This is a genomic window from Acinetobacter sp. YH12049 (assembly GCF_013419875.1).
Taxonomy (GTDB): Bacteria; Pseudomonadota; Gammaproteobacteria; order Pseudomonadales; family Moraxellaceae; genus Acinetobacter; species Acinetobacter amyesii.
The window spans coordinates 18,460-34,622 of record NZ_VOZH01000007.1; the positions used below are offsets into that span (position 1 = coordinate 18,460).

Below are 16,163 nucleotides of genomic sequence, written 5' to 3' on the forward strand. Positions count from 1 at the left end.
TCAAATCACCAATCATCGCTTCACAATTCACCACATTGCAGACCCGCCTGCACGATGAAGATTTTTAGCATGTCCCTCACTGGTCGAGCATGACAAATATTGAATTTGCAGAAAAACTCATTGTTGAAAACTTGTGAGTCTAGTATGTTGATAAATACAACGTTATTCGAATGCAATTCCCCCCAAGAATGAAACTTACCCCAATAAGGAGAAGCCATTAGGTGACTAAACAATACCTCACACACCGCTGCCTGATTGCTCCACCCGAAATGAACGATGAATTCTTTGCCAATACGGTGATTTATTTAGCGCGACATGATGAAGATGGCGCTCAAGGCATCATTATTAATCGTCCTTCGGGCTTGCAGATCAAAGAACTCTTGAATGATTTAGAAATTGAGGCAGATAATGTGCATCCTCATGAAGTGTTGCAAGGTGGTCCTTTGCGCCCAGAGGCAGGTTTTGTTCTTCATACTGGTCAACCGACATGGCATTCGTCTATTGCTGTAGGTGAAAATGTCTGTATTACCACGTCTAAAGATATTTTAGATGCGATTGCGCACAATGAAGGTGTGGGTCGTTATCAGGTGGCTCTAGGCTATGCCAGTTGGGGTAAAAGCCAATTAGAAGAAGAAATTGCTCGGGGTGATTGGCTCATTTGTGACTCAGACATGGATTTAATATTTAACTTACCTTATGACGACCGCTGGGACGCTGCCTATAAAAAAATGGGCGTAGACCGCATGTGGTTATCATCTGAGATTGGACATGCCTGATTTACCACAATATCAAATGATTATGGCCTTTGACTTTGGCACACAAAAAACAGGAATGGCTGTAGGACAAGCCCTGATTGAAAGTGCAAATCCCCTGCCACTCTTTCCCATGAAAGATGGTATTCCCAATTGGGATAATTTACTCAAGATTGTGAAACAGTATCAGCCGGATTTGTTCATCGTGGGTCTACCGCTCAATATGGATGATAGCGAATCTGAACTCTCCACACGTGCGCGTAAATTTGCACGACGTCTTCGCCACCAAACCAATATTGAAACCTTGATGGTCGATGAACGCTTAACGACACGTGAAGCGCGTGATGAATTAGATTATTATCAAGCCCAAGGCCGTGCGAAGAATCTTTCTGCCGACAGCCTTGCTGCAGCATTGTTTATTGAAAGTTGGTATCGAAATCCAGTGGGACTAAAACCTTAAGCGCTTTCAACGAACAGGCAAATAAAAAAGCATCCAAAAGAGGATGCTTTTTTATGCGCAAGATTGATCACTCAATGCTGCGCAAATGAAATGATTGGGGATAACTTAGTTTTTATCCACAATATGAATCGTGGTGGTTCGACCCGCGACAAAAGCCAACTGATCATGCGGCACTTCATCCAGTACAATTTTCACTGGTACACGCTGTGCCAAACGGACCCAACTAAAGGTTGGATTAACATTAGCAAGCAAACCATCAGTCGATGTACGTTCACGGTCTTCAATCCCCGTAGCAACGCCTTGTACATGGCCTTTATAAACTTCAGAACTTCCCATCAGTTGGATTGTTGCAGGTGCGCCAACATAGATTTTATCCAGTTTGGTTTCTTCAAAATATCCCACAACATACAATTGTTGACGGTCAATTAAGGCCGCTACGGCTTGGCCGACTTTGACGTAATTCCCTGCTTTGAGCTCAAAGTTAGACAATGTTCCATCAGTCGGTGCAACCACTTCCGAACGGTTTAAATTCAATTCAGCCAAATGCAAACTGCTATTTGCCGCTTCAATTAGGGCTTTTTGCTGCACCACACTGGCTTTGGCTTGTTCAATCGCTGCCTGAGTTTGTTCATGCTCTGCATGTGATTGATCACGTACTGCAAACATTTGATCTTGTTCTTGTTTTGAAATTGCACCGTCCATCAAACTTGCATAACGATTTGCATTTTTATCTGCAAGGTTGATATTGGCTTGTGACTTCACTAGATTTGCTTTGGCTTCAGCAAGCTGTGCTTCAGCCCCTGCTAATCCTGCTTTGGCTTTCGCCAAGTCAGATTTGGCTTGCTCAAAATCCAAGGCTTGACGTGCCACATCTATACGAAACAGCACTTGGCCTTTTTTCACTTGTTGGTTGTCTTGAACTAAAACGTCTGTGACCAAACCTGAAACATCCGATGACACTTGAATCACGTCACCACGTACCCGTCCATCACGCGTCCATGGTTCCGAATTGTAATAGTCCCAAATATGTTTCAGCGCAAGTAATGCGCCGCATAGCACGATTATCAACAATACAGGCCGAACATATTTTCGGACATTCAAATTGGTCATACGATTACCTCAATCATTTCATTTTTTTAGGGGCTTAGAACTGGCAGAAAATAAAGATTTCATGCACCAGCCAAAGCAACATCACAAATACACCCAAATAAAAAATATTGGGCATCGACACCCAATCTTGCACCATCCATCGGTCAAGCAAACGCATGATGATCCGCAATAACAGATAGGCCAATACCGCTTGAATCAATAGAATGGGCACATAGACGCCATACACATTTAGCTCACCCATGTTGTGCCTCGATCTGTAAATGATTTGGAATCTGCTGTGTTAGGACATGACACAAACTGCTTTGAATATTGTTCAGTGAATACTGAATACGATGTAAAACATCATCATTCTCAATACCCTGAACGGCCTGATTCAATCGTTGAATTCGCTCTACAATTTGCTGTTTCAAGCTCATATACACATTCTTTTGCCCTTGTTCCATGGCCCGAAAATAGTCATCTAAATCTTGTTGTAACTCTTCGAGTTCGCTGACCAGTGCTTCATTCGGATCGAGTTTATTCATGAGTTCTTGCAAGCGGGTCAAATCAATCACCGCACTGGCTTCCACCAAAGCCCACTCGATCTGTTGTTTCAAGTTCCCTGATTGCACCATTTTGCTGTTTAGGATGCCGATTCGGTCCAACATACTGCGTAAATGCACCCGAAACGGTAAGCCATACGGCAGATATAAAGCCTGACGCAGTGCTTTGTAGTGCTGTGAAAGTATGCGTTGGGCCGTCATATCTGGTGACATTGCACGTACTAAATGAATAATAAATACCGAGATAATGGGTCCCAAAACCGTCCCAATCGATGCATCAAAGAAAAACACCTGATCGAGGCTAAAGCGGTTTTGAAAATTCAGTCCCATAATCGCTCCCATCAGTAATGGCAAGCTGATCCCAATCAAAGGCGGATGTAAAAACAGCATCAGACAGAACATCACAAACGGTGCTAACACCACGATCAACTGCCAAAAAGCGGTCACATGCGGGAAAATGCCATAGGCGTAGATAAACACCATGAAAGCCGCATACATATTGGCGCGAATAAACATTTTCAATGCAGGAACAGGGTTATCCATTGCAGTTAAAATACAGGCACTGATCGCAGCCATTTCGGCCATCATAAATCCAGCTTTCCAACCACTAACGATCCAAAAACCCGTAGAAATTAAAATAATCAAACATGCAGACACCCCGCCACGAATGGCAACCCCCGCATCTCGGTGCAAAGTCGGATAATGACTATTGCCCAAGGCGGTCAGTGTAGCCGGTAAAGTGGAGTCGCCTTGCTGTACCCGCTGCCAAAGCAGACGAATCGCACGAATATTCAGAATAAAATGGCGAATATCCATTTTTAGACTGCCCAAAATCACCTGCTGTGATGGCAATGCCTGTGCCTGAATCTGTTGAAAATCTTGCTCAAATTGTTCAGGCAATTGATTAAGTTCACTTTCCTCAATCTGATGTTGATCTAATAAAAACGCGGCAATATGTTCATGGGCTTGCTTGAGTGCCGTCCGATAATGTGTGTCCAGACCGTCTAATTGTTTCATCCGTTCAGACATGGCCACCAAGTTACTGACCAACAAACTCAACTGATGCAAGATTTCCTGCAATGGACGTGTCATGCCTTTTAAGGTGGATGTTTCATAAGACAAATGCACCGCCATGACATGTATATCCGCGATATCTCGTGCAATATTGCCAAGATTTTTAGAATAATTTTCTAGCTCAGCAGGCTCTAATAAAATCTGATCAAAAATTTCTTTGGTATCGGCAAAGGTTTTGCTCACGCGTGTTTCGACTGCAGGGCCAATATGCATTGGAAATAATGTCGTGGTCACGATGGCACTACAGACCACACCCACCGTAATTTCGAGAAAACGCCCCAAAGCCATATCGAAAATCGAAGCGGTATCAATAAAATACACCACGTTAAAACAGATAATGACCGTGGTATAACCCGCCAACATGGAAACATAACTACGAGGCGTACGGTCTAGCAGTGACAAATACAGGCAAAACCCAACCCAAACCGCCAAAAACACTGTAAACAGTACTGGCATATGGATGAGATGTGGCAGTGCCACCACCGACACGGCCGCCCCTAAGAACGTCCCTAATACACGATACAAACTTTTTGAAGACGTCATGCCTGAATATGGATTCGCGATTACGAAAACGGTGCCAATCGCCCAAATCGGATAAGCCAAATTCAGTACAAAGGCCACATACAATGCCAACATGCCCGCGATGAACGTTTTGGTCGCAAAAATCCAGTCCATTTTATTGGGCCGAAAAGCGAGTATTTGTTTCGTCAGCAGCATGATGGATCTCGGTGGTTTGCTTCTTTTTAGTGAAAACGACCTCGTATCGAATGCTTAAACATTCGACAGCACAACCTGTATCACGGCACAGGAATGACTAGAAATTTCAATAAGTAAAGAAGCGATTCAAATCGTATTTCAAACCATTTGAATACAAAAAGTAATGTGCAACATTGCCTGCGCATCGAACAGATGGGCAATATTTATTCAATATAGGATATTTTCATAGCAATTTTGCTAAAAAAACAAACCGAAGTTAATAAAAATATCTTATTTTGATAATTCAACTATATTTTAAATGAGTATTTCAGGTTTTTACTATGCTTTTATCAGGATGACCCAAGAAACCCTGTGATATTTCAGATTTGTTTCATTTCCAGTGTAGAAAATCGCAACATCAGGCCGAGCAATTTGTTATAAAGTAACTTAACGATTCATTTTTTATTGTGACCAAGCAGGTTCTTATGGCGCTTTCCAGTTTTGGTAAAATTCTCACCGTACTCGACTTATTTTCAGTTGCTCGTCCCATCATCAATGTCGACATTATTAGTGAAGAATTAGGCTTATCTAAACCAACGAGCTATCGCTATTTAAAAGAACTGGTTTCTGCTGAATTATTGCAGCGCCTCAGTGGGACTTCTGGCGATTACACACTGGGTTCAAAAATTGCTGTGCTTGATTTTATTTCTCGCACCACCGATCCATTGGTGCAAATTAGCATTCCCTTCATGAAAGAAATTGTGGAACGCACAGAGTCTTGTTGCTTATTGACGCATCTGAATATCGACTCTTGTATTGATGTGCATCATGAACTTTACAAAGACTATGCCGCATTGGCTTATGGTCGAGGTAGCCCGCGTCCGATGTATAAAGGCTCATCATCTAAAGTGATTTTGTCCCAGTTACCTAAGCAACGGATTTTAGATTATTACCACCGTTTTGCGGACGAGTTATCTCAAGTTGGTTTTGCGCATAATGAAGAAGAATTTATGCAGCAAATGAAAAAGATTAAAAAGCAGGGTTATTATTTTTCCAATGGTGAAGTTGACCCGAATATGTCGAGCCTATCGATTCCGATTAAATTTTCCAGTAAAGAACCCCCACTTGCTTTGACCCTATTGGCGTCTAAAAATCGTTTTGAATTTATGAACTTTCAAAAAGTCGTAGAAATGATGCAAGACTGTACAGCGCGTATTGAGAAAAAATACAGCAGTATGATGGAAGAATCGGACGCCATTTAAATCTGATCAGTTTGCGCACAACTGATGCGATGTTGTAAAGATGATATTTAATTAATCTGATAAATTCATATTATTAATTGAATTTATTAATTATAAATTCCAGAAAGATTATCATAATATGATTATTGTTCTTTAGCAGTCATCTCAATCATGTGTTCCATGATTTCAGTTGATTGTCGCTATACTCTTCCTCAGAGAAAGAAAAAAGCTCATCTAGATATGGGCTTTTTTTACGGCTGTTGATCATAGAAATAACGAAAGGTTAAATTCACCCTCGGCTCGGTCACGTTCATCGACTTCATTAGGGCATGCTTCCAATACCGTTGGGTTTTCCCACGCATCACGATCAACTGTCCACTTTGCAGTAAAAGCTGTACTTTCTCTTGAGTGCTATTATGTTTAAAGCAAAACTTTCGGCTTGCGCCAAAACTTAAAGATGCGATCACCACCTGCTGTGTGGGTGAAAGCAATGATGGCTCATCATCACTATGCCACCCCACCGCTTGCGTACCATTTTCGTATAAATTGGCCAAACAGGAATTAAACGTCTGACCCACCCGTTGCTCAATATGTTGCTTTAAGCGCAGTAAAGCTGGATTCCAGATCAATGCCTGCTTTTGCATGCCTGAATAGTGATACTCATAATGAGCATCTCCATACCAAACCACTTTTCGTTCCGTTTGATAATACTGTCCATGCAAAATGACTTCATCATGCTGCCAAGCCAACTGCGTGAGGAAATAGTGTAAATATTTTTCACTGTCTTCAGCATTGAAGATCAATCCATAATCTTCAACTTCACCATCATAGGGCAACAGATTTGCATGCGGTTCAGGCGTAAATAATTCAAAATTCATCGTTTCAACTCAACACTGTTTGGCACAGCAGCGTGATGCTGATGTCGTGAATAAATTTAAAAATATCTTAGCTGAAAAACGCTCGTCACAAATCAAAACATTGTCATTACTTGTCGCATAGAATTTTCAGTCTTAGACTAAAGCTCATATTCACAATAAAAATAATTGCTTATGAACCTGTGGCAGCTTTTCCAAAAATTACGTCCATTCGTACAGCCATACCGCTGGCTGGTGGTCGTGACGCTGATCTTGACCTTAATTGGCTCACTCACGGCACAGGTGAATGCCCTGACACTCAAATATGCCGTAGACAGCATCAATCAGCTTTTACAACAAGGCCTCGGTCTAGCCAATGGTTGGCATATATTAATCACCATCACCGTAGTCTTACTGGGAAAAGAAGTCATCAATGCCATCGTGCAATTTGGACAAAAATCGTTTGGTGAAAAGTTACGTATTTTAATTTCTCAGGATTTGTCCCAAGGCATTATTGAAAAATTTATCACCTATCGATTGGCATTCTTCGATCAACAAGACAACCAAGCAGGCAAACTCCAAACTCGAATTGATCGGGGTGTCAGCTCGCTCACACGACTGGTTCAAATCTTTTTTATTGATATTTTACCGTTATTTACCAGTGCCATTATTGCACTGGGCTTAATGTATTATGCCAATGTTTGGGTTGGCGTGGTGGCCACAATTATCGTGCCGATTTATTTTTGGCTGACCTTCAAACAATCACAAAAACTGGCAGGCAAACGCCGTGCCCTACGCGATAATTTTGAAAAGAAAAATCAAGGTACTCTGAGTATTATCAATTCGATAACGGTCATTAAATCTTTTAACAAAGAAGCCGTCGAATCGAAAAAGCAATTAAATCTGCAAAAGTCACTGACTGAAAACCAGATGCAGACACGGCAAACCAGTTATATCTTTGACGGACTCAAAACCTTTATTGAACAGGTCGGTGTAGTGCTGATCATCATTCTGACGGCCTATTTTGTTTTGGATGGGCAAATGAGTATCGGGATGATTATGTATCACGTGTTGTTATTTAATAATGTCTCTGCCCCGATTCGCTCGCTGCATCGTATCTATGATGAAATTAACTCTGCAATGATTTATTCAGAAAGCTTCTTTAACATCTTAGAAGCGGATCATGAAATTGAAACCAGTGGCACTGCCCAACCTCCGATTCAAGGTCAGTTTGAATTAAGCAATGTCGACTTTAGTTATCCCAATGGCTTTCAGGCATTGCACCGCATCAACATGACCATCCAACCAAATAAAATTACCGCCTTGGTTGGTTTATCTGGCGCTGGTAAATCGACATTAATTAGCTTACTGGATAAGTTTTATCATCCTCAAGCGGGCAATATCAAACTCGATGGCATCGATTTAGAACAGATTGATACGCAGTATTTACGTGAAAATATTGGTTTGGTTTTACAAAAAAATCATATTTTCCCAGGTTCAATTTTTGAAAATATTCGCTATGGCAAAAGTACAGCCACAGAGCAAGAAGTCTTTGATGCAGCACGGAAAGCCTCGATCCATGATCAGATTTTAAAACTGCCGCATGCCTATGAAGCCGATGCCTTACTGCTCTCAGGTGGACAGCAACAGCGTATTGCCTTGGCACGTATGTTCCTAAAAAATCCGCCGATTATTTTCTTAGATGAACCGACTGCAAGTTTAGATGCGATCGCTGCTGAACAAATTAAAAATAGTCTGGATCAAATTAAACAAGGGCGTACCGTCATCATGATTTCACATAGTTTGTCGCAAATTATCGATGCCGATTACACCTATGTGATGAAAGACGGACAAATCGTAGAACACGGGGAGCATCATGATTTGTACCATAAAGAAGGTGCTTATAAGCAAATCTTCGATGCGATGGCGAAAAGTTTAAATATTGACAAAATTGCCCGGACTTTTGAGGAAGACGAAGAAACACATAGTTAATTTTAGACCGAAAAAAGCCCATCGTTTGATGGGCTTCGTTCATATTTGTTTTATTCAATTAACGCTGAACTTTTTGCTCAATTTCTTCAACACTGGTGTGACGGACATCTAGACCTTTCACCATATAAATCACTTGTTCAGAGATATTTCGAGCATGGTCACCAATACGTTCAAGTGAACGCAGCACCCAAAGTACATTCATCACCCGAGTAATGTGGCGTGGATCTTCTATCATATACGTCATGAGGGTACGGGTTGCCGATTGGTACTCGCGGTCAATATCAGCATCGGCCAAAAGGACACGTAAAGCCTGATCTACATCCAAACGTGCAAAGGCATCGAGCGCATCATGAATCATCACGCGGACTTGGTTGCCAATATGACGTGTTTCCATATAACCACGCGGTGAACCACCCTCTTCACACAAGCTTTGTGCAATACGGGCAATTTTTGCCGCTTCATCACCAATCCGTTCTAAATCGGTGTTGGCTTTCGACATCGCAATCACCATGCGTAGATCAATCGCAGCAGGATGACGACGCGCCAAAATTAGGGTAAGCGCTTCATCAATTTCAGTTTCCATACGGTTCACCGTATTGTCTTGAAATTGAACATCAATCGCCATTGTTGCATCCGTATCCAATAAGGCATGAATGGCATTTGCAACCTGTTGCTCCACCAAACCACCCATGGTCATAAATTTGGTATGCACATCCTGCAACTCTTCATTGAATTGCGAAGAAATGTGATGATTTAAAACAGGATTATTAGGCAAAGCGAGTCTCCACTACAAAGTGAATCGGCAGATTTTAGTGCCATATTAAAGCATATTGATTGTGAAACTTTTATGACCATGGATTATTTCTTTAGTAGGATCGATGGCTGATTTTTCTGATCGACCAACCATGCATTCATTTCCACTAAATCAGCTTCCGTTAATTTCCCAACGGAGGCTTTGAGTTGCAGTACATGTATTAAATAATCGTACTTAGAATTCAGATAATCTTGACGGGCTGAAAAGGCATTACGCTGTGCCAGTAGCACATCAACCATGGTTTTCAGGCCTTCTTGGTACTGGGCTTGTGAGGCCAAAGACACTTGCGCGGAAGAATCCATCGCGGCTTTACGTGCCTGTAATTTACTTTGATCCGTTTCGACTTGCATATAAGATTTTTTTACATCGGTTTGTGCTTTTCGAATCGCTGCATCCACCTGAGCTTGGCTTTTTTCAACATTGATCGCTGCTTGCTTAATGGATTTCTGTGTCCGTCCGCCATTAAACACATTCCAGTTCATTTCAATCCCCACCTGATCAAATTGACCATCTTGCGACATGATGGATTGTGGACTTTGCTTGTTATACCCATAGGTCCCTACCGCTTCAATCTGAGGATATAAGGCGGCTTTTTCGACACGTTTACCATCTTCCGCATAACGTTGTTGCATACGCGCTTGTAAAATGCCTAGGTTCTGCTCCTGAGCCAGTTCTTCCCACGCTTGTACATTGTTTGGAATCGGTTTTTCAAACTGAAAATCTTCACGTAACACCGCCAAATTTTCTCGATATGGCCCAATCAACTGTTGTAATTGTTCCTGCGCCAAAACCAATTGAACATTAGTCGCCATGCGGTTGGCCCGAGCATTTTGATATTGTGCATTGGCTTCACTGACATCACTTTTTGCCACCAAACCTTCTTTTAATTTAGCATTCATCATGCGCAGCTGTTCCGATAGCGCCTGTTCTTCTTGTAAGTTGGCAACCGTTAATGCCTGTTGGCGTAGGACATTAAAATAAGCTTCAGAGACATTTAAAATATGATCTTGTTTTTGAATCCGCAGATTAATTTCACTTAAATTAATCGAGGTCTTGACTTGCTTCAGCCCTTCCCATGCATCCCAACGAAAAATGGGCTGACGGGCAGTGAGCGCAATTTGTCTTGTTGTGGTGCTGTCTGGCATGATCAGCCCGGCTTGAGCGCCGCTTTGGTTGGAATTTTGATTTTTTCGGGTCACATTTCCGGAGATTGTTACCGTCGGGAGTAAGTTCCCATTGGCAATCCCCAAATTCAATTTATCCGCTTCATATTGTAGTTTATTGGCTTGCCAATTGGGGTCTTCTTGTTTTGCACGTTCATAAGCTTGCACAAGATCTAGCGCACACGCCCATTGACTCGTGAAAAGCAAACAAAGACCCACCACAACTTTTTTGTTCATTTTTTTGTTAATTCCTAATATTCAAATGCCCGAGATTGAATATTCAAGCCTAAAACTAAGCAGATACTAATCATATCCTTGCAAATTTCCGTATGATTTTTATTAATTTTTTATATCAAATGCGACAAAACCGGATAATTTCAGTCGTTTTCGGACACTACTCACAACGCTATAACAAAGAACTGTACAATAGTACACATATTGCACGTGTTTCATCTATAAAATAGTCGACATTCCATCGGACAATACCACTTCTATAGCGCATCGAGTTCCTGTGTCAAAAATTTTTCAGCTGCCTGCAAAGTTTAGTGCAATGTTTTTATGTTTCAGTATGTTGAATGGATGCCAACAACAGCCTGAACCACAACCTGCACCAGAGTTTCCCAACAATAAGACTGTTCAAAAAGAAGCAGTCGATTTGTCTTTGCTGTGCAAAAAACTTGAAAAAAATATGCTGGAAATTGATGATCAACGCACAACTTTCGCTTTAGAACAAATCAACCAAGATCTCAAAGTCTGCTTGCCGCTTTTAAAAGCGGACGAACAAAAAAAATTACTGCGCTTGTCCAATCAAATGTATCGTAACTTTTTACATGTTGAACGTACCGCTCAACAGCAAATGGCGTTCGAACAATTTGCCTTTGATATGGCTCAGCATCCCACCATTCAACAAAATCATTATGAACAGCTCACCGCCCGAGATCAGTATTTACTGAAACATAAAGGCCAAGCCTATGTGGAATTGTTCGATGCAGGTGAAGGACAATTACGCTATCGCCGCAGTCCTGAATATTTAGCCAAAATTTTTGCGCCTTATATGGAAGAATCTGAGCAGGTCTTCATTGAAAAACTGGCTGAACAAAATGCACAACCTGCCTTGCTGCAACAAAGTTTAGCCATTGAGCCACAAGAGATTGCGACACGTGCAATTTTTTGGGAAGACTATCTCAAACAATATCCAGATAGCCCCTACAAAAAAGATGCACAACAATTGCTATATCAATATAGCAAATTGTTATTTATTGGTTCGACACATAGTCCCGTTTCTAATGATTTTTCAGACCGCCTCAGTATTCAAGCCAGTTCTTTAGAAGAAATTGAACGCTTGGCTCAACTAAAAAACTCCACATTGGCAGATCAGGCGCGTTTATTTTTAAAATTATTAGATCAAAATACTGCTGCATCTAATCAGCGATCAGAAGCGCAGCTGTTGAATTTAATTGGTGTCCGCAATCCTGATCCGCATTATAAGAAAGACTGTTTTAGTGACGCCATCTGTGTAAATCAGTCCTCTACTTAGCCAATGCAAGTTCAATTGCACACGGGCCTAGCCAAAATTCTGCACTGCAAAATCGATGAAAAATAACACTGTTTTAAAACAGCCTTCATGCTAATATCCGCACAAAGCTTGACGGAGCGCAGGTAATTTCCTGCTGAGATCATCTAAATTTAGTTCGCTAAATTTAAGGATGAGTACCGTTGAACCTGATCAGGTTAATACCTGCGTAGGAATCAAGCCATCTAAAAACTTAAGCCCTTCTTATCTCTTGGTTTTACGCCTTTATTTTCAGGTGAATCCATCAGATAAACTGCCACGTTTTTGGTCGTGCTTGATTCGTTGATGTCATTCATAAGGATCATCGCAATGAACCAATTAACGAATCTCACCGCTTCAGATCGCGCTGCTCAACATGAACAAGATGCTAAAGATCTCACTCGTATTCTCCCCGCGTCAAAGAAAGTCTATATCCAAGGCTCACGTCCAGATATTCGCGTACCAATGCGTGAAATTAGCCTTACAGATACGCCTACAGGTCTGGGTGGAGAAAAAAATCTGCCGATCATGGTTTATGACACCTCTGGTGCTTATACAGACCCCAATATTCAAATTGACCTGAATCAAGGTCTACCCAATGTCCGTGAATCTTGGATCGAGTCTCGAAATGATACGGAAATACTCGATACCTTAACTTCAAAATTTGGACAAGAGCGTCTTCGAGATATTCGTACTGCAGAGATTCGTTTTGCGCATATTTCAAAACCCCGTCGCGCTCGTCGTGGACACAATGTCTCTCAAATGCACTATGCCAAACAAGGCATCATCACTCCTGAAATGGAATACATTGCGATTCGTGAAAATCAGCGCCAACATGAAGGTGTTGATATGCGCCAACATGCCGGTCAAAATTTTGGCGCACGCAATTTAACTGAAATCACCCCAGAATTTGTACGTCAAGAAGTGGCTGAAGGTCGTGCCATTATCCCTGCCAACATTAACCACCCTGAATGTGAACCGATGATTATTGGTCGTAACTTCTTGGTGAAAATCAATGCCAACATTGGTAACTCAGCACTTGGTTCAAGCATCGATGAAGAAGTGGCAAAAATGACTTGGGCAACTCGTTGGGGTGCTGACACCATCATGGATTTATCGACAGGTAAAAATATCCATGAGACCCGCGAATGGATTATTCGCAACTCCCCTGTACCGATTGGCACCGTGCCGATTTACCAAGCTTTAGAAAAAGTTGATGGTGTCGCAGAGGACTTAACCTGGGAAATTTTCAAAGACACACTGATTGAACAAGCCGAGCAAGGTGTCGATTATTTTACGATTCACGCAGGCGTACTGCTTCGTTATGTTCCACTCACCGCCAACCGTTTAACAGGTATTGTGTCACGTGGCGGATCCATCATGGCGCAGTGGTGCTTAGCGCATCATGAAGAAAACTTCCTGTATACGCATTTTGATGAAATCTGCGAAATCATGAAAGCCTATGATGTGTCATTCAGTTTAGGTGATGGTTTACGTCCGGGGTGTATTCAAGATGCTAACGATGAAGCTCAATTTAGTGAATTACGCACCTTAGGTGAATTGACTCACCGGGCATGGGAACATGATGTACAAGTCATGATTGAAGGCCCAGGCCATGTCCCAATGCACATGATCAAAGAAAATATGGATCTACAACTCGAGGTTTGCAAAGAAGCACCTTTTTATACCCTTGGGCCGCTCACCACCGATATTGCCCCGGGCTATGACCACATTACCTCTGCGATTGGTGCGGCAATGATTGGTTGGTACGGCACCGCGATGCTGTGTTATGTGACCCCGAAAGAGCACCTTGGTCTACCAGATAAAAAAGACGTCAAAGATGGCATTATCACCTACAAAATTGCAGCCCATGCCGCAGACCTTGCCAAAGGTCATCCCGGTGCGCAGGCCCGTGATAATGCATTGTCGAAAGCACGCTTTGAATTCCGCTGGGAAGACCAATTTAATCTGAGCTTAGACCCTGATACAGCACGCAGCATGCATGATGAAACTATGCCGAGAGAAGCACATAAATCGGCCCATTTTTGTTCCATGTGTGGACCTAAATTTTGCTCGATGAAAATCACACAAAATGTGAGAGATTATGCAAAAAATCAGCAAGATATGCAGCTTTCTTCAGAATCTAATCCTGAAATTGAGACAGGTTTACAAAGCATGAAAGCGGCCTATCATGAACATGGTCAAAAGTTGTACCATAAAGTGTAAAGCTTAAAAAAAATCTTTTGTATTCAACAAAATCTCGGTTAGGATGAAATGGAAGATTTCATCCTAATTAGCGCTTATGAATATTATTAAACAGGCCACATATAACAAAAAAGATTACAGCATTGAAGGGCGTGAACATCTTTATAAAGGCTTTATTCAAGTTGAAAAAGTTCAGCTTCGACACCGCTTATTCCATCAAGACAGCATGATTCCAACCATTCAGCGTGAATTGATTCATCGTCCTGAAGCAGCAGGTGTGCTGATCTATAGTCATCAACAACAAAAATTTGCCTTAATTGAACAATTCCGCATTGGGGCGATTGATGATGAAACTTCGCCATGGCAACTAGAGATTATTGCCGGCGTGCTCGATGGTGATGAATCTGCTGAAAGCTGCATCCGCCGTGAAAGTTTGGAAGAATCAGGCTGTGAATTAGATGCACTACAGCATTTATTTAGTTTTTATCCCTCTGCGGGTGCCTGCGCGGAATTATTCCACCTTTATAGTGCTGAATCTGAACTTCCCGAACATGGAGGAGTCTTTGGCATGCCTGATGAAGGAGAAAATATTCAATTGCATATCTTAAACTATGCTGATATTCCTGAATTATTAACCAATGGTCGGCTAAAAAACGCACCTGTCATTATGGCCTTGCAATGGTTACAACAACAAATACATACTACAAGGAATGTCTAAGGGGAAGGACATGACTTTAAGGGATACACCACAATACGACTGGACACTGATCCAGATCTCGGACACACATTTAATGGATCAGGAAGATCTTGAGTTTGTCCGCATGAATCCAGAGCAGAGTTTTCACGATGTGATTCAACAAATTCAGTTGAACCATCATCACATCGATACGCTTGTCCATACTGGCGATCTTGCACAAGTGCCGGTAGAGCGCACCTATGCGCGTTATCGCGAATATATGCAACAGCAGCCGTTTCCGTTTTATCAGATTCCGGGGAACCATGACGAAGCGTCTTGCTTCCCATTTCATCAACAGGAAGATCGGGCACACTGCATCGCATTAGGCAATTGGTGTCTGATTTTACTGAACAGTGCGGTCAAGGGAAAAGTCGATGGTTGGGTATCACAACAGCAGCTCGAACAATTAGATCAGTTGCTCACAGCACACCCACAGCAACATATCATTGTGGCATGCCACCACCACCCTTTTGCCATGCAATCGCATTGGATAGATCAGCATAAACTAAAGAATGCTGAACATCTGATGGATGTGCTTTCACGCCACGACAATGTCAAAATTGTACTGTGCGGACATGTGCATCAAGACTCGTCTAATCAATGGCACAATATTCAGTTTTTATCGACACCTTCGACCAGTGTTCAGTTCAAACCACATAGTGAAAATTTTGCCTTAGATGAGGCTTTACCAGGGTATCGTGCACTCTATCTGAATGATAATGGTGAATTTAAAACTGAAGTTGTTCGGGTCAAATTGAAACAACCTCAAATTAATGTTGAAATTTCAGGTTATTAACTTTTCAATTTGATTTTTTTGCTTTACTTTATGGCTTCTAAAGGAAAAGTGATAGTTAGAATCCAAACATCAAAGACTATCAATAAGCAGAAAAAGTCTATATGATGACGACCCCCACAGAAGGAAACTCTGTGTTGGGTGGATAAAAAACTTGCATATCACCATATTTTTTGCGT

The 16,163-nt window shown here is 41.8% G+C and carries 14 protein-coding genes and 1 riboswitch; of the genes, 8 read left to right on the forward strand and 6 right to left on the reverse strand.

Features of this window, described 5'->3' with window-relative positions; genetic code table 11:
- Positions 1-221: 221 nt before the first annotated feature.
- Complete coding sequence (locus tag FTU05_RS04300) at positions 222-776, forward strand: YqgE/AlgH family protein (RefSeq protein ID WP_078189425.1); 555 nt, start codon at positions 222-224, stop codon at positions 774-776.
- Positions 769-1,212 carry a Holliday junction resolvase RuvX gene (ruvX, locus tag FTU05_RS04305; protein ID WP_180164317.1) on the forward strand — a complete coding sequence of 148 codons (444 nt, stop codon included), beginning with the start codon at positions 769-771 and terminating at the stop codon, positions 1,210-1,212. The genes FTU05_RS04300 and ruvX overlap by 8 nt, the downstream gene beginning before the upstream one ends.
- Before the next feature lie 105 nt (positions 1,213-1,317).
- On the opposite strand, the gene FTU05_RS04310 is transcribed toward ruvX, so the two are convergent.
- From FTU05_RS04310 to FTU05_RS04320, 3 genes are read right to left on the reverse strand one after another with little or no spacing between them, the layout of a single operon-like run.
- Positions 1,318-2,322 (reverse strand): HlyD family secretion protein, encoded by a 1,005-nt coding sequence (locus tag FTU05_RS04310; protein WP_180164319.1) that lies wholly within the window; start codon positions 2,320-2,322, stop codon positions 1,318-1,320.
- Between the two features lie 34 nt (positions 2,323-2,356).
- Entirely contained in the window at positions 2,357-2,563 is a 207-nt protein-coding gene (locus tag FTU05_RS04315) for a DUF1656 domain-containing protein (RefSeq protein WP_180164321.1), read from the reverse strand.
- Positions 2,556-4,655, reverse strand: coding sequence for an FUSC family protein (locus tag FTU05_RS04320; protein ID WP_180164323.1), 2,100 nt, complete (start codon positions 4,653-4,655; stop codon positions 2,556-2,558). Before FTU05_RS04320 ends, FTU05_RS04315 begins: the two co-directional genes overlap by 8 nt.
- Before the next feature lie 464 nt (positions 4,656-5,119).
- Here FTU05_RS04320 and FTU05_RS04325 point away from each other — a divergent pair, with 464 nt between their 5' ends.
- Positions 5,120-5,896 carry an IclR family transcriptional regulator gene (locus FTU05_RS04325; RefSeq protein WP_078189430.1) on the forward strand — a complete coding sequence of 259 codons (777 nt, stop codon included), beginning with the start codon at positions 5,120-5,122 and terminating at the stop codon, positions 5,894-5,896.
- Between the two features lie 230 nt (positions 5,897-6,126).
- On the opposite strand, the gene FTU05_RS04330 is transcribed toward FTU05_RS04325, so the two are convergent.
- The gene (locus tag FTU05_RS04330) at positions 6,127-6,753 is read right to left on the reverse strand and encodes an alpha-ketoglutarate-dependent dioxygenase AlkB (RefSeq protein ID WP_180164325.1); all 627 of its coding nucleotides are present in this window, start codon (positions 6,751-6,753) and stop codon (positions 6,127-6,129) included.
- Positions 6,754-6,924: 171 nt separating this feature from the next.
- Here FTU05_RS04330 and FTU05_RS04335 point away from each other — a divergent pair, with 171 nt between their 5' ends.
- Positions 6,925-8,721, forward strand: a complete 1,797-nt coding sequence (locus tag FTU05_RS04335; RefSeq protein ID WP_180164328.1) for an ABC transporter ATP-binding protein — start codon at positions 6,925-6,927, stop codon at positions 8,719-8,721.
- 58 nt (positions 8,722-8,779) lie between these two features.
- Here the strand turns inward: FTU05_RS04335 and phoU are convergent, their stop codons facing one another.
- Both phoU and FTU05_RS04345 read right to left on the reverse strand, forming a co-directional pair.
- Positions 8,780-9,496 carry a phosphate signaling complex protein PhoU gene (phoU, locus tag FTU05_RS04340; RefSeq protein ID WP_078189433.1) on the reverse strand — a complete coding sequence of 239 codons (717 nt, stop codon included), beginning with the start codon at positions 9,494-9,496 and terminating at the stop codon, positions 8,780-8,782.
- Between the two features lie 83 nt (positions 9,497-9,579).
- Positions 9,580-10,935, reverse strand: coding sequence for a TolC family outer membrane protein (locus FTU05_RS04345; RefSeq protein WP_180116046.1), 1,356 nt, complete (start codon positions 10,933-10,935; stop codon positions 9,580-9,582).
- 313 nt (positions 10,936-11,248) lie between these two features.
- On the opposite strand from FTU05_RS04345, the gene FTU05_RS04350 reads away from it, so the two are divergent.
- The 4 genes from FTU05_RS04350 (at position 11,249) to cpdA (ending at position 15,987) form a co-directional block, all read left to right on the forward strand.
- Positions 11,249-12,235 carry a hypothetical protein gene (locus tag FTU05_RS04350; RefSeq protein WP_180164381.1) on the forward strand — a complete coding sequence of 329 codons (987 nt, stop codon included), beginning with the start codon at positions 11,249-11,251 and terminating at the stop codon, positions 12,233-12,235.
- Positions 12,236-12,337: 102 nt separating this feature from the next.
- Positions 12,338-12,464, forward strand: a riboswitch (TPP riboswitch).
- 116 nt (positions 12,465-12,580) lie between these two features.
- A complete protein-coding gene (gene thiC / locus FTU05_RS04355; RefSeq protein WP_180164331.1) occupies positions 12,581-14,476 on the forward strand; it encodes a phosphomethylpyrimidine synthase ThiC in 1,896 nt (631 codons plus the stop codon).
- A 76-nt stretch (positions 14,477-14,552) separates the two neighbouring features.
- Positions 14,553-15,173 carry an NUDIX domain-containing protein gene (locus FTU05_RS04360; RefSeq protein WP_180055461.1) on the forward strand — a complete coding sequence of 207 codons (621 nt, stop codon included), beginning with the start codon at positions 14,553-14,555 and terminating at the stop codon, positions 15,171-15,173.
- A 10-nt stretch (positions 15,174-15,183) separates the two neighbouring features.
- Complete coding sequence (gene cpdA, locus FTU05_RS04365; RefSeq protein ID WP_180164333.1) at positions 15,184-15,987, forward strand: 3',5'-cyclic-AMP phosphodiesterase; 804 nt, start codon at positions 15,184-15,186, stop codon at positions 15,985-15,987.
- Positions 15,988-16,163 lie beyond the last annotated feature (176 nt).